Origin of the sequence: Flavobacterium pasteuri, assembly GCF_048286615.1 — a bacterium.
Lineage (GTDB): Bacteria > Bacteroidota > Bacteroidia > Flavobacteriales > Flavobacteriaceae > Flavobacterium.
Window position 1 is genome coordinate 1 of the sequence record NZ_JBLVPN010000007.1, and the last position, 20,761, is coordinate 20,761.

19 protein-coding genes are annotated in these 20,761 nt (G+C 32.7%); 11 read left to right on the top strand and 8 right to left on the bottom strand.

Features of this window, described 5'->3' with window-relative positions:
* Positions 1-786: 786 nt before the first annotated feature.
* Positions 787-939, top strand: a complete 153-nt coding sequence (locus ACNQF6_RS11195; RefSeq protein WP_417965906.1) for a hypothetical protein — start codon at positions 787-789, stop codon at positions 937-939.
* A 132-nt stretch (positions 940-1,071) separates the two neighbouring features.
* On the opposite strand, the gene ACNQF6_RS11200 is transcribed toward ACNQF6_RS11195, so the two are convergent.
* On the bottom strand, positions 1,072-1,749 hold the full coding sequence (locus ACNQF6_RS11200; RefSeq protein ID WP_417965908.1) for a DUF4294 domain-containing protein: 678 nt from the start codon (positions 1,747-1,749) through the stop codon (positions 1,072-1,074).
* A gap of 82 nt (positions 1,750-1,831) precedes the next feature.
* Between ACNQF6_RS11200 and ACNQF6_RS11205 the strand changes: the two genes are divergently transcribed.
* Together ACNQF6_RS11205 and ACNQF6_RS11210 are read left to right on the top strand one after the other, a co-directional pair.
* Positions 1,832-2,920, top strand: a complete 1,089-nt coding sequence (locus ACNQF6_RS11205) for a M42 family metallopeptidase (RefSeq protein WP_417965910.1) — start codon at positions 1,832-1,834, stop codon at positions 2,918-2,920.
* A 208-nt stretch (positions 2,921-3,128) separates the two neighbouring features.
* On the top strand, positions 3,129-3,584 hold the full coding sequence (locus tag ACNQF6_RS11210) for a DUF1801 domain-containing protein (RefSeq protein ID WP_417965912.1): 456 nt from the start codon (positions 3,129-3,131) through the stop codon (positions 3,582-3,584).
* Between the two features lie 57 nt (positions 3,585-3,641).
* Here the strand turns inward: ACNQF6_RS11210 and ACNQF6_RS11215 are convergent, their stop codons facing one another.
* The 4 genes from ACNQF6_RS11215 to ACNQF6_RS11230 all read right to left on the bottom strand — a co-directional run bounded on the left by ACNQF6_RS11215 (position 3,642) and on the right by ACNQF6_RS11230 (position 9,069).
* Positions 3,642-4,595, bottom strand: a complete 954-nt coding sequence (locus tag ACNQF6_RS11215) for a phosphoribosylaminoimidazolesuccinocarboxamide synthase (RefSeq protein ID WP_417965914.1) — start codon at positions 4,593-4,595, stop codon at positions 3,642-3,644.
* Between the two features lie 107 nt (positions 4,596-4,702).
* Positions 4,703-7,051: a S9 family peptidase gene (locus tag ACNQF6_RS11220; RefSeq protein ID WP_417965916.1), complete on the bottom strand. Its 2,349-nt coding sequence runs from the start codon at positions 7,049-7,051 to the stop codon at positions 4,703-4,705.
* Between the two features lie 62 nt (positions 7,052-7,113).
* Positions 7,114-7,929, bottom strand: a complete 816-nt coding sequence (locus tag ACNQF6_RS11225) for a Cof-type HAD-IIB family hydrolase (protein WP_417965918.1) — start codon at positions 7,927-7,929, stop codon at positions 7,114-7,116.
* A gap of 189 nt (positions 7,930-8,118) precedes the next feature.
* A complete protein-coding gene (locus ACNQF6_RS11230) occupies positions 8,119-9,069 on the bottom strand; it encodes a PhoH family protein (protein WP_417965920.1) in 951 nt (316 codons plus the stop codon).
* Positions 9,070-9,251: 182 nt separating this feature from the next.
* Here ACNQF6_RS11230 and ACNQF6_RS11235 point away from each other — a divergent pair, with 182 nt between their 5' ends.
* The 6 genes from ACNQF6_RS11235 (at position 9,252) to dnaN (ending at position 14,680) form a co-directional block, all read left to right on the top strand.
* Complete coding sequence (locus ACNQF6_RS11235; RefSeq protein ID WP_417965922.1) at positions 9,252-10,079, top strand: SAM hydrolase/SAM-dependent halogenase family protein; 828 nt, start codon at positions 9,252-9,254, stop codon at positions 10,077-10,079.
* Between the two features lie 61 nt (positions 10,080-10,140).
* Entirely contained in the window at positions 10,141-10,617 is a 477-nt protein-coding gene (locus ACNQF6_RS11240; protein ID WP_417965924.1) for a hypothetical protein, read from the top strand.
* 48 nt (positions 10,618-10,665) lie between these two features.
* The gene (locus ACNQF6_RS11245) at positions 10,666-10,962 is read left to right on the top strand and encodes a putative quinol monooxygenase (RefSeq protein WP_121365948.1); all 297 of its coding nucleotides are present in this window, start codon (positions 10,666-10,668) and stop codon (positions 10,960-10,962) included.
* An 84-nt stretch (positions 10,963-11,046) separates the two neighbouring features.
* Entirely contained in the window at positions 11,047-11,772 is a 726-nt protein-coding gene (gene gldF / locus ACNQF6_RS11250) for a gliding motility-associated ABC transporter permease subunit GldF (RefSeq protein ID WP_417965926.1), read from the top strand.
* A complete protein-coding gene (gene gldG, locus ACNQF6_RS11255) occupies positions 11,772-13,457 on the top strand; it encodes a gliding motility-associated ABC transporter substrate-binding protein GldG (RefSeq protein WP_417965928.1) in 1,686 nt (561 codons plus the stop codon). The genes gldF and gldG overlap by 1 nt, the downstream gene beginning before the upstream one ends.
* A 104-nt stretch (positions 13,458-13,561) precedes the next feature.
* Positions 13,562-14,680 (top strand): DNA polymerase III subunit beta, encoded by a 1,119-nt coding sequence (gene dnaN, locus ACNQF6_RS11260; protein ID WP_126459175.1) that lies wholly within the window; start codon positions 13,562-13,564, stop codon positions 14,678-14,680.
* 241 nt (positions 14,681-14,921) lie between these two features.
* Here dnaN and ACNQF6_RS11265 read toward each other — a convergent pair whose 3' ends face one another.
* The 3 genes from ACNQF6_RS11265 to ACNQF6_RS11275 form a co-directional block, all read right to left on the bottom strand.
* Positions 14,922-16,694 carry a MutS-related protein gene (locus ACNQF6_RS11265; protein ID WP_417965930.1) on the bottom strand — a complete coding sequence of 591 codons (1,773 nt, stop codon included), beginning with the start codon at positions 16,692-16,694 and terminating at the stop codon, positions 14,922-14,924.
* A gap of 117 nt (positions 16,695-16,811) precedes the next feature.
* On the bottom strand, positions 16,812-17,645 hold the full coding sequence (locus ACNQF6_RS11270; protein WP_417965932.1) for a universal stress protein: 834 nt from the start codon (positions 17,643-17,645) through the stop codon (positions 16,812-16,814).
* Positions 17,646-17,730: 85 nt separating this feature from the next.
* A complete protein-coding gene (locus tag ACNQF6_RS11275) occupies positions 17,731-18,561 on the bottom strand; it encodes a universal stress protein (RefSeq protein WP_417965934.1) in 831 nt (276 codons plus the stop codon).
* A gap of 177 nt (positions 18,562-18,738) precedes the next feature.
* Here ACNQF6_RS11275 and mnmE point away from each other — a divergent pair, with 177 nt between their 5' ends.
* Both mnmE and ACNQF6_RS11285 read left to right on the top strand, forming a co-directional pair.
* Entirely contained in the window at positions 18,739-20,127 is a 1,389-nt protein-coding gene (gene mnmE / locus ACNQF6_RS11280; RefSeq protein WP_417965936.1) for a tRNA uridine-5-carboxymethylaminomethyl(34) synthesis GTPase MnmE, read from the top strand.
* Positions 20,128-20,226: 99 nt separating this feature from the next.
* Positions 20,227-20,709: a hypothetical protein gene (locus tag ACNQF6_RS11285; RefSeq protein WP_417965938.1), complete on the top strand. Its 483-nt coding sequence runs from the start codon at positions 20,227-20,229 to the stop codon at positions 20,707-20,709.
* Positions 20,710-20,761: the final 52 nt, after the last annotated feature.

Below are 20,761 nucleotides of genomic sequence, written 5' to 3' on the forward strand. Positions count from 1 at the left end.
TCTTTGTTTATTCGACTAAATTCTAGTGGTTTTTTCAAATCTCTCGATTCTATTACTCTTATTCTTTTGTTCCGATTTGCATCGGAACGGCTGTCAATTCAATATGTCTAGGAACGTATTCTTCTTGTTTTTAAACTGAATTTATTTCAGTCTCCAACTCCTGGTTAACACTTGTTAAAGTGTTTCTCGAAGCGGGTGCAAAAGTAGAACTCTTTTTTGTTTCTCGCAAATGTTTTTTGAAGTTTTTTTTGAAAACTTTAATTTCGTTTTTCTTCAACTAAAATAAGGTCTCAACCCTATTCCCACTCACTCAAAATTTCTAAGAACTCACTCCCTTTCGGGGCAGCAAAATTAAAACTTATTTTCCGCTCTGGCAAATCTTTTTTCGAATTTTATTCCGATTTTTTTTAATCCGCTTTTCAGTATTTAAGAATGGACTTCTGCGCTATTGCGGGTGCAAAAGTACCACCTTTATTCACTTCTACAAGCTTTTTATTTACTTTTTTTTGCCTTTTTCTTAACTTATGTTTTAAATCCCTGTAAACGTGAATTTTGTAAGTATTTTTTTTTTCACTCATAAGCACACTACAAAGCAGAAGGTGACAAAACGGATAAAATAATGGGCTTTGCATACCTAAACGCATGCGTATCTTACCTGGATATATTTCTTAGATCTTTCGGAATTCGTTCTTTGTTCTTGTTTGAGTAGCTCTTCCCTTTGTCTGAATCTCTCAAAATAGCCTGCCTTAACAGCATTAAAACTAAAAAATACGCTAAATCGATAAAATGCTTTATACTTTTCCTTCTATACTAATCGCTTTTTCATTTTCTCCTATATATAAGGTAACTGGATTTTGGGTTGGCGATAGTTCTTATCCTCTGGATTACACTGATTATCCTAATTATTCTGGTCCTCGCGTTAGGGATAGCAGCGAATAGCCCACAGTTAAGTGAAGTACAACGGAACTTAACGAGGACTTGTAGCGTATAGCCCCACTCCTTATATATATAAAGGCGATTATCCTTTTCGATAATCGCCTTTATATATATAAGGAGGAACGCCAAAAAAAATTACTTTTTCAGCTTTTCAGCTCTAGATTCCCAAGAGTCAGTTAGATTATCATAATCAACTGGTTTAGCCGGATTCTGGTTTTGTAATCTTCCAGAATCGAATGCTCGAACTAATATCGTTTCTATTAGATAGTCTTCATTAACATCGAAAGGTGCGTACTTTGTTTTCAAATTAATATCAAACATACTGGCTGCCGTATTAGACCAAAATGCTTTCCAACCACTTTTGAGGTTTTTTACTAATTCATAAGTTGTGGTGCCAGTTTGACGATGTATTAACTTTACCAGTATTTGACCTTGTTTACGGGAAAGCTTTTTGAGCTTGGCTTCGAACTCATCACTCAAATAATTTTCTACTATCTTAAAATATCTTTTTTTCTCCTTATTTGATTTTAGGTTTGCCATTCCTTTATTTAGATTTGACAGTCTTTCAGAGGCCAACTTTGCATAAGGATAGGTTTTATAAACACGATTTTGAAGGATTAGGAATTGCTTTCTTGCTTCGGGATCCATTTTCTCCTTATGTATTAAGACTTCCGGTAATTGGATTGTATCATTAAGGATAGATTCGTCATCTTCTAACTCATTCCCCATCTTTGTGGTATCCTGAGGTATTACCTGCGCATTAACAGACAGAGTGGTAAATAAACAAAACAACAAAAATTTAATTAGCTTCATATAGGGAAATTTAATTGCCAAAATTATACATTATATACACAAGTGTAATGCCAAATTTATAATTTAGCAAAAAAATAATTTTATGAGCACTAAATCAATATTAAACAAGTCATCACTTGAGTTTTTAGAAAACTACCTTAATAATGCATCACCCACAGGTTATGAAAGTGGCGGCCAAAAATTATGGATGGAATACCTAAAACCTTATGTTGATACTTTTATAACGGACACTTATGGTTCTGCTGTTGGAATCATAAATCCAGATGCACCATATAAGGTAGTGATCGAAGGGCATGCTGACGAAATTTCATGGTACGTCAATTATATTACCGATGATGGATTAATCTACGTGATTAGAAATGGTGGTTCAGATCACCAAATTGCACCTTCGAAACGCGTTAACATTCATACTAAAGCAGGAATTGTAAAAGGTGTTTTTGGTTGGCCGGCTATTCATACTCGCAATAGAGGAAAAGAAGAAGTGGCAAAAGTTGACAATCTATTTATTGACATTGGTTGTGAAACCAAAGAACAAGTTGATAAAATGGGTGTGCATGTAGGTTGCGTGATTACGTATCCTGATGAATTTATGATTTTGAACGAAAACAAATTTGTTTGTCGTGCGATTGACAACCGAATGGGTGGGTTTATGATTGCAGAAGTAGCTCGTTTGTTACACGAAAACAAAATAAAACTCCCTTTCGGATTGTATATCACTAATTCTGTTCAGGAAGAAGTTGGTCTTCGTGGTGCTGAAATGATTACCAAAACCATCAAACCAAACGTAGCAATTGTTACCGATGTTTGCCATGACTCCACTACTCCAATGATCGATAAAAAGATTGAAGGAGATACTAAAATTGGTAAAGGTCCAGTAGTAACCTATGCGCCTGCAGTTCAGAATAATTTGAGAGAATTGATTCTTGAAACGGCTATGGCAAAAGAAATTCCGTTCCAAAGATTGGCTTCTTCTCGCGTTACCGGAACAGATACCGATGCTTTTGCGTACAGTAATGGCGGTGTGGCTTCTGCTTTGATATCCTTGCCATTGCGCTATATGCATACTACGGTCGAAATGGTGCATCGTGAAGATGTTGAAAACGTGATTAAATTAATTTACGAGACCCTATTGAAATTAGAAAACGAAGAAACATTCTCTTATTTCAAATAGTTTTAGGAGCTAATCGCGTCTCGTTCTAAAAACGAGATTGCAATCTTTCCCTTTTTGGTAGCAAAAAGGGAAAGGATTTCCTCTTCAAACGAAGTTCACTGAACTCCGCTAAAAGTAGAAACAAAGTGAGATAATCGGGGCTAAAAAACCGCAGTTCAAATTATGAATTGCGGTTTTTTTGTTAACTTTACTCATACAATTTATAAAAATGCAATCAACCGCCACATCAATAGAAGCCTATTTAGAAGAAATTCCAGAAGATAGAAAAGATGCTTTTACAAAACTTAAGGAAACTATTCTAGAAAATATTCCCAAAGGATTTGTTGAACAAATGTCCTACGGTATGATTGGTTATGTAGTGCCACATTCTATTTATCCTGGCGGCTATCATTGCGAACCAAAACTCCCGTTACCCTTTCTTAACATCGCTTCTCAAAAAAATTTCATTGCGCTTTACCACATTGGAATTTATGCTAAACCCGAATTACTGAATTGGTTTGTCTCCGAATACCCAAAACACAGCAAACAAAAATTAGACATGGGAAAAAGTTGCATCCGATTTAAGAAGATGGACCAAATCCCTTTTGATTTAATTGCTGAACTCGTGCAAAAAATGTCAATAGATGAATGGATTACTTGTTATGAATCATCATTTAAAAAATAAAAAAAACCGCGATTCAAAATTATGAATTGCGGTTTTTATTTTTTTATACAAATGTTTTTATCTGTTCGCTAGATATTCCAAAACATTTTTCTCAATTCTTTCATCTATATTAGTGATGTCTGCTTTTACAAATTTCTCTCCTAAGATATTTTCGTATAATTCAATATATCTTTCAGAAACTGTTTCAATATATTCGTCAGTCATATTTGGAATTTGTTGCCCTTCCAGACCTTGAAAACCATTTTCTATTAACCATCGACGAACAAACTCTTTCGATAATTGTTTTTGTTCTTCACCATTATTTTGTCTTTCTTGGTAGCCTTCAGCATAAAAATAACGAGAAGAATCCGGTGTGTGAATTTCGTCAATCAAGACAATTACACCTTCTTTAGTTTTACCGAATTCATATTTAGTATCCACCAAAATCAATCCACGACTGGCTGCAATTTCAGTTCCTCTTTGAAACAAATCTCTTGTGAATTTTTCTAAAACAAGGTAATCTTCTTCAGAAACGATTCCTTTCGATAAAATATCCTCACGAGAAATATCAGCATCATGTTCTCCGTTATCCGCTTTTGTGGTTGGGGTAATAATAGGTTCTGGGAATTTATCATTTTCTTTCAAATAGTCAGGCATTGAAACTCCGCAAATTTCTCTTTTGCCAAGAGCGTATTCACGAGCAGCATGACCTGAAAGATATCCACGAATCACCATTTCTACCTTAAAAGGCTCACATAAATGGCCAACAGCTACATTAGGATCAGGAGTTGCGATTAACCAGTTAGGAACAATATCCTCAGTCAATTCCATAAATTTAGTAGCAATCTGGTTTAGAATTTGACCTTTATATGGAATTCCTTTTGGTAAAACTACATCAAAAGCCGAAAGCCTGTCTGTAGCTACCATAACCAAAAGTTCATCATTGATATTATACACTTCTCTTACTTTACCGCGGTAAACAGATTTCTGGTTTGGAAAATTAAAATTAGTAGTTGTGATTGTATTGCTCATTATAATAGTTGTGTGTGTTTATTTTTGTTCCTGCAAATTTAAAACTATTTCATAGAGTTACGCAAAGAAAAGAACGGAACTCTTAAATTTTATTTTTATCTCTACAATTATTTTTTAAGCAACGTATCGTTGAATAAATTTAAAATTCGGCTGTATTCATCAACCCAAGAATAGGTTTCTTTAAATCCATGTGCTTCCACCGGGAAACTTGCTAAACTCCATTTTTTCTTACCTAATTCGATAAAACGCTGAGACAAACGAACAATATCTTTGTACTCTACATTGTCATCTACCATTCCGTGAAGCATCAATAAATCGCCTTGTAAATTATCCGCAAAATAGATTGGAGAACTTTTTTTGTAAGCATCCGGATCCGTTTCAGGGAAATTAAGAATATTTCCAGTATAGCCATGATTGTAATGTGCCCAATCAGTAACAGAACGTAAAGCAGCTCCAGAAGCAAACTCTTTTGGAGTAGTCAGCATTCCCATCAACGTGATGAAGCCTCCGTAAGAACCACCATAAATCCCAACTCTTGACGCGTCAATTCCGTAATTTTCGACTAGATATTTCTTGCCGTCAATTTGATCTGTTAAATCTTTCCCGCCCATAAATCGGTAAATTCCTGTTCTAAAATCACGTCCGTATCCATCACTTCCTCTATAATCAATATCCAAAACGGTATAGCCTAAATCGACTAATAAATTATGAAACATGTATTCTCTGTGATACGTACTCCAATAATTGTGTGCGTTTTGCAAGTAACCAGCACCATGAACAAACAAAATTGCTGCTTTATTCGCATTCGCAGTTTGTGGCTTGTATAATCTAGCATTTACCGGAGTTCCATCCTGAGATTTGAAAGTAATTACTTCCGGTTCACGCCATGAATATCCTTTGAAACTTTCCGATGTTGAAAACGTTATCTGATTTAAGTTGGTATTCTTTTTATTAGGAGCTACATACAATTCCCAAGGTTTATTTTTATAAGAATAACGGACCAATAAAGTGCTTTCATCTGGAGATAAACTCACTTCATGAGCGCCATCTTTAGTTAAGATAGGTTGCAAAACTGTATTAGCAACTTCCAATTTATAAAAATTTCTGTTTCCCGGATGTGTGGTAGTTGTGGTTAAATAAAAAGACTTTTTATCTTTTGCCAAACTTACGTTGCGCACTTCCCAATTTCCTTTAGTCAGCTGTGTTTTGTTTTTTGACTTTAAATTATAAGTGTATAAATGAGAATAACCGGTTTCTTCGGATTGAAAATAGACTGTTTCATTATCTCCCAAAAACCCAAGCGTTCCTCTTCCATAAGAATTAGAAGGAATTCCGGGTCCACCGATCCAAGCTTCATCATGTTGATGATCTAATTCCTGAAAAGTTCCATTTTCTAAATTCAAACTAACAATCCATCGGTCTTTGTTATCCTGACTTCTTATTTCACTAATTGCATATGAACCATTTTCATTGTAAACAGGTTCCTGAACTACAATTAGTTTGTCCTTATTTGCTGCAGTTTTTGATTTTTCATAGGACTCAAAATATTTAGGAACATCCTGAATGTGACTCAATGATGAAAAATTCATAAAATAAACAGAATCTTTGGCGATGTTGTAAATCCCGAATTTGGTTGCCAACAAATTATCTACAGAAACTTTTTCCTTCGTGTCTTCAATTTGGTTGTAACCATCGGCAGTTATAAAAAGTTCCATTTTTTCACTCTTGCGTTCTAAATCTTCTATTAATCTGAACGTAGCGAAGTTTCCCTTTGAATCCACTTTTAAGCTTCCAAAAGTGTTTTTTCCATAATAATACGGTTTTGGAAAATCAGATTTTGTAGTTTTTGATTTTGCCAAATTCCATTTTTTAAGTGCTTCCTGATCTCTGACGAATTGAAACAATTCCTCCTGTTGGCTTTTCAAAAATGATTCTTTATCAGAGGCTTTCTCGTCCGATTTTCCTTTACGAAAGTTTGTGATTTGAATAATAGAACCTTCATTGGTATTGAACTGAAAAAGGTTTTCATTTTGTCTGAAATAAAGCACTCCTGGCACTGAACCCATTTGTAAATTAGCAATCGGACTACTTTGTTGGTAGAGTTTTTTAGAAGTTTTACTTTTCAAGGAATACGAAAATAGTCTTCCTTTATCGATGTAATAATACAAATCCGGATTCGTTGTTTTTTTGAAATCTAATTTCGAAAAAGCAGCTTCATATGGTGATGCCAATTCAGTTTTTGACAATCCATTTTTCCAAAAATAAGTACTTGACCCCAATTCATTATTTGGATTCCAATCAAAATAAACTTTTTGTCCATCTAAAGACCATCTTTCATTTTCTGGTTGCGCACCAATGAAAGCGTTACCTTTCATGATTTCTTCCAGTTTTAGCGTTTGACTTTGCATTGTTATGGAAAACAAAATACAGATAACAAGGATTATTTTTTTATTCATTTTACTATTTTTATAAAAAATGGATTCTAAAATTATTTTAAAAAGTGCGTATTTAAAGACTTTTAACTATTTAATAGTTGCTGTGCTATATATTTTGCAACTCCTTCATTATCATTAGTTAAAATCACTTCTAAATGAGAAAGTCTATCTTTCAAACTATTTGGTGCATTCCCCATAACTAGACCTTTACCGGAAGATGTAAGCATATTTTCATCATTATATCCATCACCAAAAGATAGTGCTTCCTGAAAAACAAAATTTTCTTTTTCCAGAATTTTAGCAATCGCAACACTTTTGTCCACTGATTTGTCCATAAATTCTAAACAAAAAGGCAAACTAAACGCATGGCTAAAAAGTCCTGTATGATTTTCTAAAATTTTATCGCGTAATTCAATTAATTTTGAATGTTTATCGTGTGTGAAGAATACTTTTATTGCACTCAAATCCTCCAAACTAGAAAAATCGACAAGTTCAGGATGATAATTTACTTCTGGTTGAAATTCGTTTAATTTTTCATTGTGCTTATTTGTTTGCCAAACATTTTCTCTGAACAATACGGTGGTTATTTCAGGATCAATATCTAATGACAAGACTGATTTAACAGCTTCACTTTCCATATTAAAAGAAAAAAGAAGTTCTTTTTCAGGAGAATGTATCCGTGCTCCATTTGAAGTTACTAAATAAAGAGGAACATTCAATCCTGCTACAATAGGCATTGCATCCAAGTGATGACGGCCAGTTGCTACAATTATTAAATAATTTTGATTGTGGAGTTCTTGAAAAACAGTTTTAGTATATTGGGATATTTTGTGATCTGAATTGAGTAAAGTTCCGTCTAAATCACTAATAACTACTTTAATTTTTTCTTTTAAAATCATTTCTTTTTAACTGAAATTTAATTAATTCCAAATTTATTGCATTTTCAAGAGATACAAAAGGAATCGATTGATTTTTATTTTAAGCAGTTAACGAAAACCATTTTTACTTTAAAATAATGAAGCGGAAAGCAAATCCATTTTTTACTAAAATGATCTTGCTTTCCGCTTTAAAAGAATTTTGTGTATTTCCTAATCGTTATTTTCAATCATCTTATACGCATCAATCACTTTTTTAACTAATCGGTGTCGTACAATGTCTTTGTCATCCAGATAAATGATTCCAATTCCATCAATATCTTTCAAAACCAACAAAGCTTCTTTGAGTCCGGAAATGGTTCTTCGTGGTAAATCGACTTGACCAGGATCACCTGTAATCATAAATTTAGCACTTTTACCCATACGTGTCAAGAACATTTTCATTTGGGAATGTGTAGTGTTTTGTGCTTCATCCAAAATTACAAAAGCATTATCCAGCGTTCTACCACGCATAAAAGCCAAAGGTGCAATTTGAATAATTCCCTTTAGAATATAATCTTCTAATTTTTCGTTAGGTAACATATCACGTAAAGCATCGTAAAGAGGTTGCATATAAGGATCTAATTTTTCTTTCATATCTCCTGGCAGAAAACCAAGATTTTCCCCTGCTTCTACTGCTGGACGCGTGAGTATGATTCGTTTCACTTGCTTTTCTTTCAGTGCTTTCACAGCCATGGCTACCCCAGTATACGTTTTTCCAGTACCGGCTGGCCCTACTGCAAAAACCATATCATTTTTTTCCATAGTATCCACCAACAACTGTTGATTGGGTGTCATCGGTTTGATGATCTTCCCACCTACTCCATGTACTAAAATTTTATCGTGATCGCCCATTCTCTCAATCTGTTTCCCATCATTTAAAATCACTCGTTCAATAACATTGTTATCAATAGTGTTATAACGTGTAAAGTGAAGCATTAAACGTTGAAAACGTTTTTCAAACTCGTCTAAAACCTCTTTTTCTCCAAAAGCTTTTATGGTTGTTCCCCTAGCGACAATTTTTAATTTTGGGTAGTATTTTTTAATTGTTTCAAGATGAGTGTCTTGAGCGCCCCAAAAGTCTTTTGGAGCGATGTCTATGAGCTCGATTATTCTTTCGTTCAAATGAGGTAGTTTTAAATTAGAATTAATTTTTTCATAAATCAATTGGCTGTCGGGTATATTTCTTTTATTTAAATAGAATTTGTTTTTTGTTTTTCGTTTTTTGAGTTTACTATTATTAGCTTTGCACTTCTCAAATTTAATAAAATTAGGTTTACATAACACCAATAGTTATAAACAAATTTATGTCAATAATTACCCTAACTACCGATTACGGCTTGAAAGATCACTTTGTAGGTGCGTTAAAAGGGAAAATCTTATCTGAGTATTCCGAGGCTATAATTATTGATATTTCACATGACATTGACCCATTCAACACAGTAGAAGCAAGTTACATTATTGGAGCATCGTATGCGAGTTTTCCAAAAGGTACAGTTCACCTTGTAGGAGTCGATATGGAATCAAATAAAGAGAATCAACATATTGTGATGCAATGGAACGGTCACTATTTTATTGCTGCAGATAATGGCATTTTAAGTATGCTTTCGCAAAAAATTGTTCCACAAAAAATAGTCGCGATTAACATTCATGATCGTTTGCCAAGCGAAGCTACTGATCTGGATGTGTTTGTAAAAGTGGCCTGCCATTTAGCCAAAGGTGGTTTGATGAATGTCATTGGTAAAGAAATAAATACGATTAAGCAAGTTACAAATCTGCAAGCCACTATTTCAGATGATGGAAATTCATTAAAAGGGCATGTGATTTACATTGATCATTTTGGGAATGTAATTACCAATATTTCTAAAAAATATTTTATCGAAGTTGCCAAAGGAAGACCTTATGAAATTGTTTTGAAAACCAAAAATATCAAAACCATTTTGCCCAACTATTCCGCAATTGCCAGTTCCGATAAATATCCGATAAAATCGTATGAAGGCGAAAAATTAGCAATTTTCAACGAAGCTGGTTTTCTGGAGATTGCCATTTTTAGAAGTAATCCTTCTAAAGTAGGTTCTGCGAATAGTTTATTAGGATTGAATTATAGAGATATAATAAATATAGTATTTAGGTAATTTTTTTTGATTTTTGATTGAAGATTAACGATTTATGATTTCAGATTTAAAGCAAGATAATATGAAAACAATTATAAAAATAAGTTTTAAAGATTTGAAACAAAATTATATTGAAATGCAACAATTTCTTGAAGATAAATCTGGTGAAACTAAAATATGTGATAAATCAAAAGTAGCAATTGATTTAAGTCTTTGGGGAGATGATAATTATGATATGTTAGAAGATTTTATTACAAAATATAATTTAGATTTTTCAAATTTTAAATATGATGAACATTTCGAAAGTGAGGGTGAACTTTTTAGTTCTGCCACTGTATTATTAACAATATTGCTAATCCCATTATATTTTATTAAACTTATTCTATTCCTAATATTCAAACCATTCTCAAAAAGCCCTTCAAAAAAAATTAATGATTTTAATTTTTTTATTAGAAGGAATCAACATAAAAAGAAAGATTTAACAATGGGAGATTTAATTACATCCAAAATTCAAGGAAAGTTTTCTTTAAGAAAAGATGTCACATTTGTTCTTAACTAATTGCAAAATCTGAAATCATAAATCGTTAATCTAAAATCTTAAATCTAAATGTTTGTACGAATAGTAAAATTGAGTTTTCACGAGGAACATATTCCTGCATTTTTAGAAAACTTCGAGTTAATGAAAGATAAAATACGAAATGCGCCCGGAAATCGTTTCTTAGAATTGTATCAGGATAAAAATAATAAAAGCATTTTCTTTACTTACAGCTATTGGGAAACCGAAGCTGATTTAGAAAATTACAGGAATTCCGAACTTTTTTATGATGTTTGGACATTCACCAAAAAATTATTCAATGACAAACCAGAAGCGTGGAGCGTGGATAAATTAGTTAGTTTAGAATAAAAATAGTTTAAAGTTTAAGGTTTAAAGTTGTTGGATTGGGAACTTTAAACCTTAAACATTTGAAACTTTAAACAAAAAAAATAAATGAAATCAATAGTATTACGAGAAATAAAATCCTTTTTCGGTTCGCCTATAGGTTATTTAGTAATCGCCATTTTTCTAATTATCAACGGATTGTTTCTTTGGGTTTTCGAAGGAGATTATAACATTCTGAATACCGGTTTTTCTGATTTGACTCCGTTTTTCACTTTGGCACCATGGATTTTGATATTCTTAATTCCCGCGGTAACCATGCGTAGTTTTTCGGATGAAAAAAAACAGGGAACGTTAGAATTATTGTTGACCAAACCATTGAGTATTTGGCAAATTGTAAACGGAAAATTTCTTGGCGCTTTGCTTTTAATTGTAATGGCAATTATCCCAACATTCATTTATGTAGCCGTTATTTCTAATTTAGGAATGCCTGAAGGTAATCTCGATATGGGAAGTACAGTTGGTTCTTATTTTGGACTATTGTTCCTGATTGCAGCTTATTCAGCCATTGGAATATTCACATCAACGCTATCTGATAATCAAATTGTGGCTTTTATTGTTGCAGTATTTTTATGTTTCTTCTTCTATTTTGGATTTGAAGGTTTAGCTTCAGTTGTTCCAAATGTATCTTCTATAATCGCATCATTAGGAATGCAAGATCATTTCAAAAGCATGAGCCGAGGCGTATTAGACTCAAGAGATATCCTTTATTTTACAAGCATAACTGTTGTCTTTCTTTCATTTACTGTTTATAATCTAAAATCTTTCAAATCGTAATGAATACTTCTAAGAAAAATAATCTAAAATCAGTATTGATTATCCTTGCAATTGTAGTACTTGCGAATGTGATAGGAAGTTCCTTTTTTCATCGTTTTGATTTAACAAAAGATAAAAGATACACCCTTTCCCAGACCTCTTTGAACATCATAAAGCAAGTTCAAAATCCGCTGTCCATAAAAGTGTATATGCAAGGCGATTTACCTGCCGAATTCAAACGTTTACAACAAGAAACAAAACAATTACTGGAAGAATTTCAGGCGTACAACTCCAATATTGTTTTTGAATTCGTAGATCCTTTGGAAAACGAAGACGCCAGCATGGACAATATTAAAGACTTGTATAGAAAAGGGCTTACGCCAATAAACATAACCGTTGACGACAAAGGAAAGCAATCACAAGCGATGGTTTTTCCTTGGGCGATTGCCGTTTATGACAACAAGGAAGTAAATATTCCATTGCTGAAAAACATTATGGGTGCGTCAACTACCCAAAAAGTGATTGGTTCCGTTCAGCATTTGGAATACTCAATTGCCGAAGCTTTGAATAAGATTACCAAAGCCAAACAAAAGAAAATTGCTGTTATCAAAGGAAACGGTGAATTACAAGATATTTTGATGGCTAAATTTCTTTTACAGGTGCGCGAAAGCTACCATATCGGACCTTTTACTTTAGATTCAGTTGCTAAAAATCCTATTGGAAGTTTAGAAGCTTTAGAAAAATATGACTTGGCTGTTATCGCTAAACCAACTGAAACGTTTACCGATGCGGAGAAACAAGTTTTAGATCAATTTATCATTAATGGTGGAAAAACATTGTGGTTGATTGACCAAGTTACGGCGGAAATGGATAGTTTATACGATTCATCTGGAGCCACTCTAGCCTATCCAAAAGATTTGAATTTGAATGATATGTTCTTTAAATACGGAATCCGAATCAATCCTGATTTAGTAAAAGATGAACAAGGAAGTCCCATAAAACTGGCCACCGGGGAACAAGGAAGTGCAACTCAATTTCAAGAATTCAACTGGAAATTTGCACCACAAGTGTATCCAAACAGTTTGCATCCGATTGTGAAAAATTTAGGTGGAATCAAATTTGATTTTGCGAATCCAATTGACACCTTAAAAAACGGAATTAAGAAAACCATTTTGTTGCAATCGTCACAGTATTCTAAAAAAATAGGAACTCCAACAGAAGTCAATTTGAATATCGTTACCGAAGAAACTTCGCCTGCTGATTACCTGAACAAAGGAAAGATTCCATTATCGGTATTATTAGAAGGCTCGTTTCATTCCATGTTTGAAAATAGAGTGTTGCCATTTGAACAAAAAACATTTCAAGCAACAGGAAAAGTGAACAAAATGATTGTGATATCAGATGGGGATTTGATAAAAAACCAATTGGATAAAAACTTTCAACCGATAGAATTGGGCTACGACCAAAGGTCTGGAAATTTGTATGATAATAAAGATTTCCTCACAAATTGCGTCAATTATCTATTGGATGACACGGGACTTATTAACATTCGAAGCAAAGATCTTGATTTACCTTTATTAGATAAAGAAAAAATTTATGAAAACTATACCCGAACACAAATCCTAACTATCGGGCTTCCAATTCTTATTTTGGTGCTTTTTGGAGTCGCATTTACTTTCCTTCGAAAAAGAAAACACAGCAAATAGATGTTAATAAAAAAGTTTCCAAACTAGAATAGTTTACGATATATTTGTAAAATGTAACGTATTTCGGATATTAAAGAAATACCTTAAAAAATAAAACAAAACAGATGAAATTTATAGTATCGAGTTCGTACTTATTGAAACAATTACAAGTTTTAGGTAACGTTATCAACAGCAGTAATACTTTACCTATTTTAGATAACTTTTTATTTGATTTAGACCATAATGTGCTAACGGTTTCTGCTTCTGATTTAGAGACAACTATGTCTGCTACGTTAGGAATTGATTCAGAAAGTAAAGGAAGCGTTGCTGTCCCTGCAAAATTGCTTTTGGAAATCCTTAAAACATTCCCTGAACAACCCTTAACTTTTACGGTTGAAGAAAACAGTACGATTGAAATCAGTTCTAATTCTGGAAAATATGCTTTAGCTTATGCTCCTGGAAATGAATTTCCAAAATCGGTTAACTTAGACGATCCATCTGTAACACTTGTTCCTGCTGATGTTTTGGCAACAGCCATAAGCAAAACCATATTTGCTGCCGGAAACGATGATTTACGTCCGGTAATGTCTGGTGTATTCTTCCAGTTTTCGCCACAAGGATTGACATTTGTTGCCACTGACGCACATAAATTAGTAAAATATGCCCGTACGGATGTAACGGCTTCTCAAGTGGCTGATTTCATTATGCCAAAGAAACCTTTGAACATCTTAAAAAATATTCTTGGAACTTCAGATGCTGAAGTTAAAATTGAATATAACGATTCGAATGCTACTTTTTCTTTTGACAATTATGTTTTAATGTGTCGTTTAATTGATGGAAAATATCCAAATTACGAAGCGGTAATTCCAAAAGAGAATCCAAATAAATTGATGATTGACCGTTCTCAATTTTTGAGTTCTGTGCGTCGTGTTGCCATCTTTTCAAATAAAACAACACACCAAATTCGTTTGAAAATCGCTGGTGCTGAATTGAATGTTTCTGCTGAAGATATTGACTATTCAAACAAGGCCGAAGAAAGATTGACATGTGATTATCAAGGTGATGATATGCAAATAGGATACAATTCTCGTTTCTTGACTGAAATGTTGACTAACTTGCAATCCGATATGATTATGCTTGAAATGTCATTGCCAAACAGAGCCGGAATCCTTACTCCTGTTGATGGATTAGAAGAAGGTGAAACTGTTACAATGCTTGTAATGCCTGTAATGCTAAACAGTTAATTCAGTTTAAAAATACGCTATTAACCAAACCATTTTTATATTTAAGAAACCGTCCCGATAAATCGGGACGGTTTTTTGCTTTTATTCATTTCTCTATTTTTCGTTCCAACGAAAGAGTTATCACTAAGTATTTAAAGTTTCAATTATCCACTATAATTATCTAGTATGTGATTGCTTCGTTCCCCGCAAAGACAAACTAAACATTAAAATACAATTAATGTAAGAAGTCTAACAATTTAAACTAAATCACTCCCATTTTTTTCATTAGGAATGTAGCACTTCTATTTTTACAAATTCCGTCACGCAGTTTGTAATCAAAATGAAGTTCATTATTTATAATCTCCACTTCAAAACATTTATTGGTTAGTATATTTGGATACTCATTTGTGGTCAAGCAAACTTCAATATCATGTGTAGCTATGGCTCCAACGGCTTTTTTACCAATCACTTTTTTGACTACTTCTATTGTTCCATTGCGTTTATCATCTGAATTGGTTCCGCGCAATATTTCGTCCAATAAAACAAATGCTGGTCTGTTTTCCAATTCGTCCATGATTTGCTTTAAGCGCTTGATTTCGGCAAAGAAATACGATTCACTATCGGACAACGAATCGGATAATCGCATGGAAACTAAAACGGGTAACGGATGCACGTTTGCCTGACTGGCACAAACTGGCGAACCCATTCCTGATAAAACCATATTGATTCCTAAACTTCTTAGAAAAGTACTTTTACCGGACATATTAGAACCTGTTAAAATCATAAACGATTCGGGATGAAAACGCACATCATTTCCTATTCTTGTTTTTTCATTCAATAAAGGATGACTTAAATCCTTGAAATCTATTTTAAAATTGGTGTTCAATGTTGGATACACAAACTCGGGATTGTTATACGAAAAATTGGCTAAACTGTTCAGCATTTCGAATTCACCAATAACTTCCAGCCAATTTTCTAATGCTTCAGCATGGTCTTTTTTCCACTGAATTAATGATTTTAAAACATGTAAATTAAATAGAAACGTTCCATTGAATACAATAGCAGTTACGAAATTACTAATGCTGTCCATATTCGAAAACAAACCTGCTAATTGTTTCAAATGAACGCTGGCATTTTCTTTTTTGAACATTAATTTTTGCTGTAAATCGATTAACTTTTGTGATTGAAAAGATTCGTTTTCAATTTTTTGCAACAGCAAACTATATTGATGAATGGTTTTATCAATGTTGGTAGAATTAGCAACTTCAGCTTGGATTCGCTTCATAAAACGTCCTAAAATCATTAAATTAATAACAAACAAATACGACAAAACAGAAGCAAAAAAAGTATTAGAAGTCACTACATAAGCAATCAGAACTCCTAGAAAAAGAAGTGGTGAAAAATAGGAAATAAAAACACTCATTTTAGACAAAGGCGTACTATTGAATGTACTCCACTTGAGTAGCGTCTCATAATTTGATTGAGTGTCATTGCTAACTTTGGCGAAAGCCAAAAATTCCTGACGCCAATCTAATTTTTCGGTTAATTCTTTTACTGCTTGATGATTTCTGGTAATTTCATCATTTGGTAAAATGGATAACAATTGGTTTGCAAATGTTTTTTTACCAATAAAAGTAGCGGTTCTATTCAAGTTTTGGAACAAGGAATGTTCGCCAAAAATATCTAAATCATACGCATACGGATGATGAAAATCATTAAATTCCTGTCCGTTTTCAAAGGGGATTTTATTTCTTTCTAAGTACGAAATTTCATTTTCATTAATATCGAATAAGGCTTGATTAACTTGCTTTTCGAAAAGTAATTTGGTGTGAATGCGCATCAAGAAAACAAATAGTCCAAAAAGAAAAATAGCGGCAACTACAAAAATAATTTGGCTGTTTTTGATGTAATAATAAATAGAAACCAAAAAAAGTACAATAGTAAAAAGTCTTAAAATACTTATACTATTGTACTTTTTATTGATTGTAGTTAATGCCGTTGAAAAGCGAATCTTTTTTGCTTTGTATATTTCCATAATTCAATTTGATGAATTGCAAATATAACGAAATAGATTACTTTGAAGTCTAAATTAAAAGGCAATGGCGATGCCAAACTACATAGAAATCAAGATTTCAATTGAATCAACACGTAATCAATCAATGTGAATAGCTAAAATTGGGATATCAAAATTTGTAGCTATTTTTTTTGTTAAACTAGGTTTGAAAATCCCTTCAAAAAAACCTCTTTTATACGTAAGCATTGTCAAGACATCTACTTCTTTATACATTATAAAATCCAGAATTGTTTCTTTGACTTCATCGCTGTTGATGACAAAAAATTCAATGGGTTCATTAATAAATTCGTCTTCCCATTTAGCAACTGTATCTTTAGAGACATCAGAATCAATGGTTTTTACATAAAGACATTTCACTTTGGCCTTTGTTTTTTTTGCTATATCCAAAACCATCTTTAGTGCCTTTTTATCTTTGGTTCTAAAACGGGTTGTAAATCCTATAATTTCTGTTTTTTTGAATTTTGCTTCAGCAGGTACACATAACATTGGAACTTCTATTCCAGAAATTACAGCTCCTGCATTAGTTCCTACAAAAAAAGCATCCCAACCTGTAGCTCCAGAAGTACCCATTATGACAAAATCTATTTTATCTTCTTTAATCGATCTTTTGATGTTAAAAAGTAAATCTCCATCCATAAGCCTATGTGACATTTTAATTTTATCCAAATGGCGTTCTTCGGCTATAGCGCGCAATTTTGGGATTTCATCCTTAAACATATCAAACTGAGACAACTCTAAAGAATCATAAATGACAGCATAATTTTCAGGAAAAAACTGATTGTCATATATTGGCAGTTCAAATGTGTGCAATAAAACGAGTTCACCCTGAACTATTTTTGCGAATTCTAAAGCATGGACAAATGCATTTGCAGCCACTTCAGAAAAATCTGTTGGAAATAGAATTTTTTTCATTTTATTAAATATTAAAAAGTTCGTTTATTAAAATAAATTGCTGAATTATTTTTTTCGGTTATTTAGATAAATATCGAAATTAAATTCATTCGTGGATCGCCAAAATAGGTACATTGACATGAAATGCTAATTTTTTTGAAAGACTGATTTCAAATAATTTTTGAAAGAAATTTTTATAGTACACATGCATTGCAATCATATTAATTTTATACAAATCAATGAAATTCAAAATAATACCTTCAATATCATCCCCTGAAATGGAATGTAAAGCAATATTATGGTTTTTAATTAATTCATTCCAATCTTCCATATCGTTTTTCTTATTTTTATGTTGTAGCGGTTCTACGTGCAAACAATCAATATGTGCCTGAAACACTTTGGCCAAAGCCATAACGCGCATAAAAGATTCAATATCTGTAGAATTATATTCAGTAATATAAAGTAAATTTTTTATAGGTTGGTATTTACAGCGCTCAGGAATAGCTAAAACAACTGCTTTTACATCATTCATTACTTTTGTTACAACAGTTCCTAAAAAGGTTTCTTTTAAACTGGTCGCACCTTTAGTTCCCATTACTATAAAATCTATATTTTCATGTTTAGTAATTTTTTGGATTTCCTCAATCAAATTACCCAAAATTAAAACATGACTTATTTTTACCTTATCTAAATTATTTTCTTCGGCAATATGCCTTAAAATGGGAACTTCATCTTTGTAGTTATCAAAATTACTCAACTCCGTAACATCATAAATTTCATGCAAGTATTCCGCAACATTTACATAGTTTGCCTGTGGCAGTTGATAAACATGCATAGTAATGATTTCAGCATCTATGGAATCTGCCAATTTTAATGTGTAAATAAATGCATTTTTGGATACCTCTGAAAAGTCTGTTGGAAATAAAATTTTTCTCATAACATATAGTAATTTACTACAAATCAATAATCTATATAAAATTACGAAAGAAAAAATAAATTAATATGATAATTATCAGTTTGGCGAATTTTTAACAAAAATAAAGTTACTGGTTTAACAAGCAGGTCTTGTTGCGTTATCAATTTTACTTACTTTTGCATTAAATTGAATTTTAATATGATACCTCACGATTCCATAGTGGCACTGGCAACTCCTTCGGGAGCGGGTGCTATAGCCGTAATCCGAATTTCCGGGCAAGATGCCATTACTATTGGAAATTCTGTTTTTAAATCCATCAAAAACAAAGAATTAACGACCCAAAAAACGCATACTTTACATTTAGGACATATTATGGACGACTCCAAAACTTTGGATGAAGTCCTAGTGTCTATTTTTAAAGGACCAAATTCCTATACTGGCGAAAATACGATAGAAATTTCGTGTCATGGTTCTACTTATATCCAACAGCAAATTATTCAATTATTGCTTCGAAAAGGCTGTCGGATGGCTGATGCCGGTGAATTTACATTACGCGCATTCTTAAATGGAAAACTCGATTTGTCACAAGCAGAAGCTATTGCCGACTTAATTTCATCTGATAATGAAGCTTCACACCAAATTGCGATGCAGCAAATGCGTGGTGGTTTTTCTAATGAAATAGCTAAACTAAGAGAAGAACTCTTGAATTTCGCTTCACTTATCGAACTCGAATTAGACTTTGCAGAAGAAGATGTAGAATTTGCTGACCGAACCCAATTTCATGAATTATTGAATCGAATTGAGTTTGTCCTAAAACGATTAATCGATTCGTTTGCCGTAGGAAATGTGATTAAAAACGGAATTCCTGTGGCTATTGTGGGTGAACCCAATGTAGGGAAATCGACACTTTTGAACGCTTTATTGAATGAAGAACGAGCGATAGTTTCGGAAATTGCTGGAACAACGCGTGATACTATTGAAGACGAATTAGTGATTGGTGGAATTGGATTTAGATTCATCGATACGGCTGGAATTAGGGAAACTGAAGATGTGGTGGAAAGCATTGGAATCAAAAAAACGTTCGAAAAAATAGAACAAGCGCAAGTAGTCGTTTTTCTGTTTGATAGTTCGGAGTTTAAAGTTTCAGGTTTAAAGTTGAAAGTAGAATTGGAGAAAATTAAAAATCAATTTCCATTGAAACCGCTTGTGATTATTGGTAATAAAGCCGACAAACTAGAAGACAGTGAAATCCAAAATATAAAATCTGAAATTCCCGAAATCTTACTTATTTCTGCCAAAGAAAAACTGGGCGTTGAGGATTTAAAAAATCAATTGCTATCATTTGTCAACACTGGAGCATTACGCAATAATGAAACAATTGTAACTAATACAAGACATTACGATTCATTACTGAAAGCTTTAGATGAAATACAAAAAGTAAAATATGGACTGGAAACCAACTTGTCCAGCGACTTGATGGCACTTGATATTAAAGAAGCCTTGTATCATTTTGGGATGATTACTGGTCAGGTTACTAATGATGAATTGTTAGGAAACATCTTTGCGAATTTCTGCATCGGGAAATAAATTCAAAAAATAATTTTAAAATATTAACTGTCAATATTTTAAATATAAAGCATTATTTTGACTATATTAGTTATAGTTATTAACTATAAAATTTATACTATGAAAACTTCTATTCTTTTTAGTCTATTATTTGCTTGTATAGGATTCCAAAGTTGTAAAAAAAATCAAATCGAAGAAGTCGATAAGGCTAAACAAATCCAAGCTGAAAAACCAATAAGTGTCCAATGCTTTAAAGCGCTATATGAGCAAGACACTATTGAATTGAAAATAAATACTTTAAAAAACGGAAAAATAACCGGGGATATGGTAATGAAATTTTTCAATACAGAAAAAAAAGTCGGGAAAATCGCTGGAGAATTTAGTGGGGATACATTATTTGCCAGTTACACCTTCATCCAGGGCGATAATCAAAAAGTAACATTTAAAAATCCAATGGCATTTTTAAAGCGAGGGGACAAACTTATTTTAGGTAATGGAAAAATGTTAAATACTATGGGAGCCACATATTTTGATAAAAGTTCACCTATTGACTTTGAAAGTGTTAAATTTAAATTTAAAGCTGTTGTATGTGTAAACAAATGATACTACTTCCTTTCTAGCAACACTCTTTTTTTATATTAACCAAAAATCAAAT

Bases quoted from the DNA above. Each gene is read 5' to 3' on its own strand.
- ACNQF6_RS11205 (WP_417965910.1), top strand. From the start codon at position 1,832: ATGAGCACTAAATCAATATTAAACAAGTCATCACTTGAGTTTTTAGAA.
- ACNQF6_RS11285 (WP_417965938.1), top strand. From the start codon at position 20,227: ATGAAAACTTCTATTCTTTTTAGTCTATTATTTGCTTGTATAGGATTC.
- ACNQF6_RS11270 (WP_417965932.1), bottom strand. From the start codon at position 17,645: ATGAAAAAAATTCTATTTCCAACAGATTTTTCTGAAGTGGCTGCAAAT.
- dnaN (WP_126459175.1), top strand. From the start codon at position 13,562: ATGAAATTTATAGTATCGAGTTCGTACTTATTGAAACAATTACAAGTT.
- ACNQF6_RS11225 (WP_417965918.1), bottom strand. From the start codon at position 7,929: ATGATTTTAAAAGAAAAAATTAAAGTAGTTATTAGTGATTTAGACGGA.
- ACNQF6_RS11195 (WP_417965906.1), top strand. From the start codon at position 787: ATGCTTTATACTTTTCCTTCTATACTAATCGCTTTTTCATTTTCTCCT.
- ACNQF6_RS11215 (WP_417965914.1), bottom strand. From the start codon at position 4,595: ATGAGCAATACAATCACAACTACTAATTTTAATTTTCCAAACCAGAAA.
- ACNQF6_RS11210 (WP_417965912.1), top strand. From the start codon at position 3,129: ATGCAATCAACCGCCACATCAATAGAAGCCTATTTAGAAGAAATTCCA.
- gldG (WP_417965928.1), top strand. From the start codon at position 11,772: ATGAATACTTCTAAGAAAAATAATCTAAAATCAGTATTGATTATCCTT.
- ACNQF6_RS11240 (WP_417965924.1), top strand. From the start codon at position 10,141: ATGAAAACAATTATAAAAATAAGTTTTAAAGATTTGAAACAAAATTAT.
- mnmE (WP_417965936.1), top strand. From the start codon at position 18,739: ATGATACCTCACGATTCCATAGTGGCACTGGCAACTCCTTCGGGAGCG.
- ACNQF6_RS11235 (WP_417965922.1), top strand. From the start codon at position 9,252: ATGTCAATAATTACCCTAACTACCGATTACGGCTTGAAAGATCACTTT.
- gldF (WP_417965926.1), top strand. From the start codon at position 11,047: ATGAAATCAATAGTATTACGAGAAATAAAATCCTTTTTCGGTTCGCCT.
- ACNQF6_RS11275 (WP_417965934.1), bottom strand. From the start codon at position 18,561: ATGAGAAAAATTTTATTTCCAACAGACTTTTCAGAGGTATCCAAAAAT.
- ACNQF6_RS11245 (WP_121365948.1), top strand. From the start codon at position 10,666: ATGTTTGTACGAATAGTAAAATTGAGTTTTCACGAGGAACATATTCCT.
- ACNQF6_RS11265 (WP_417965930.1), bottom strand. From the start codon at position 16,694: ATGGAAATATACAAAGCAAAAAAGATTCGCTTTTCAACGGCATTAACT.
- ACNQF6_RS11200 (WP_417965908.1), bottom strand. From the start codon at position 1,749: ATGAAGCTAATTAAATTTTTGTTGTTTTGTTTATTTACCACTCTGTCT.
- ACNQF6_RS11220 (WP_417965916.1), bottom strand. From the start codon at position 7,051: ATGAATAAAAAAATAATCCTTGTTATCTGTATTTTGTTTTCCATAACA.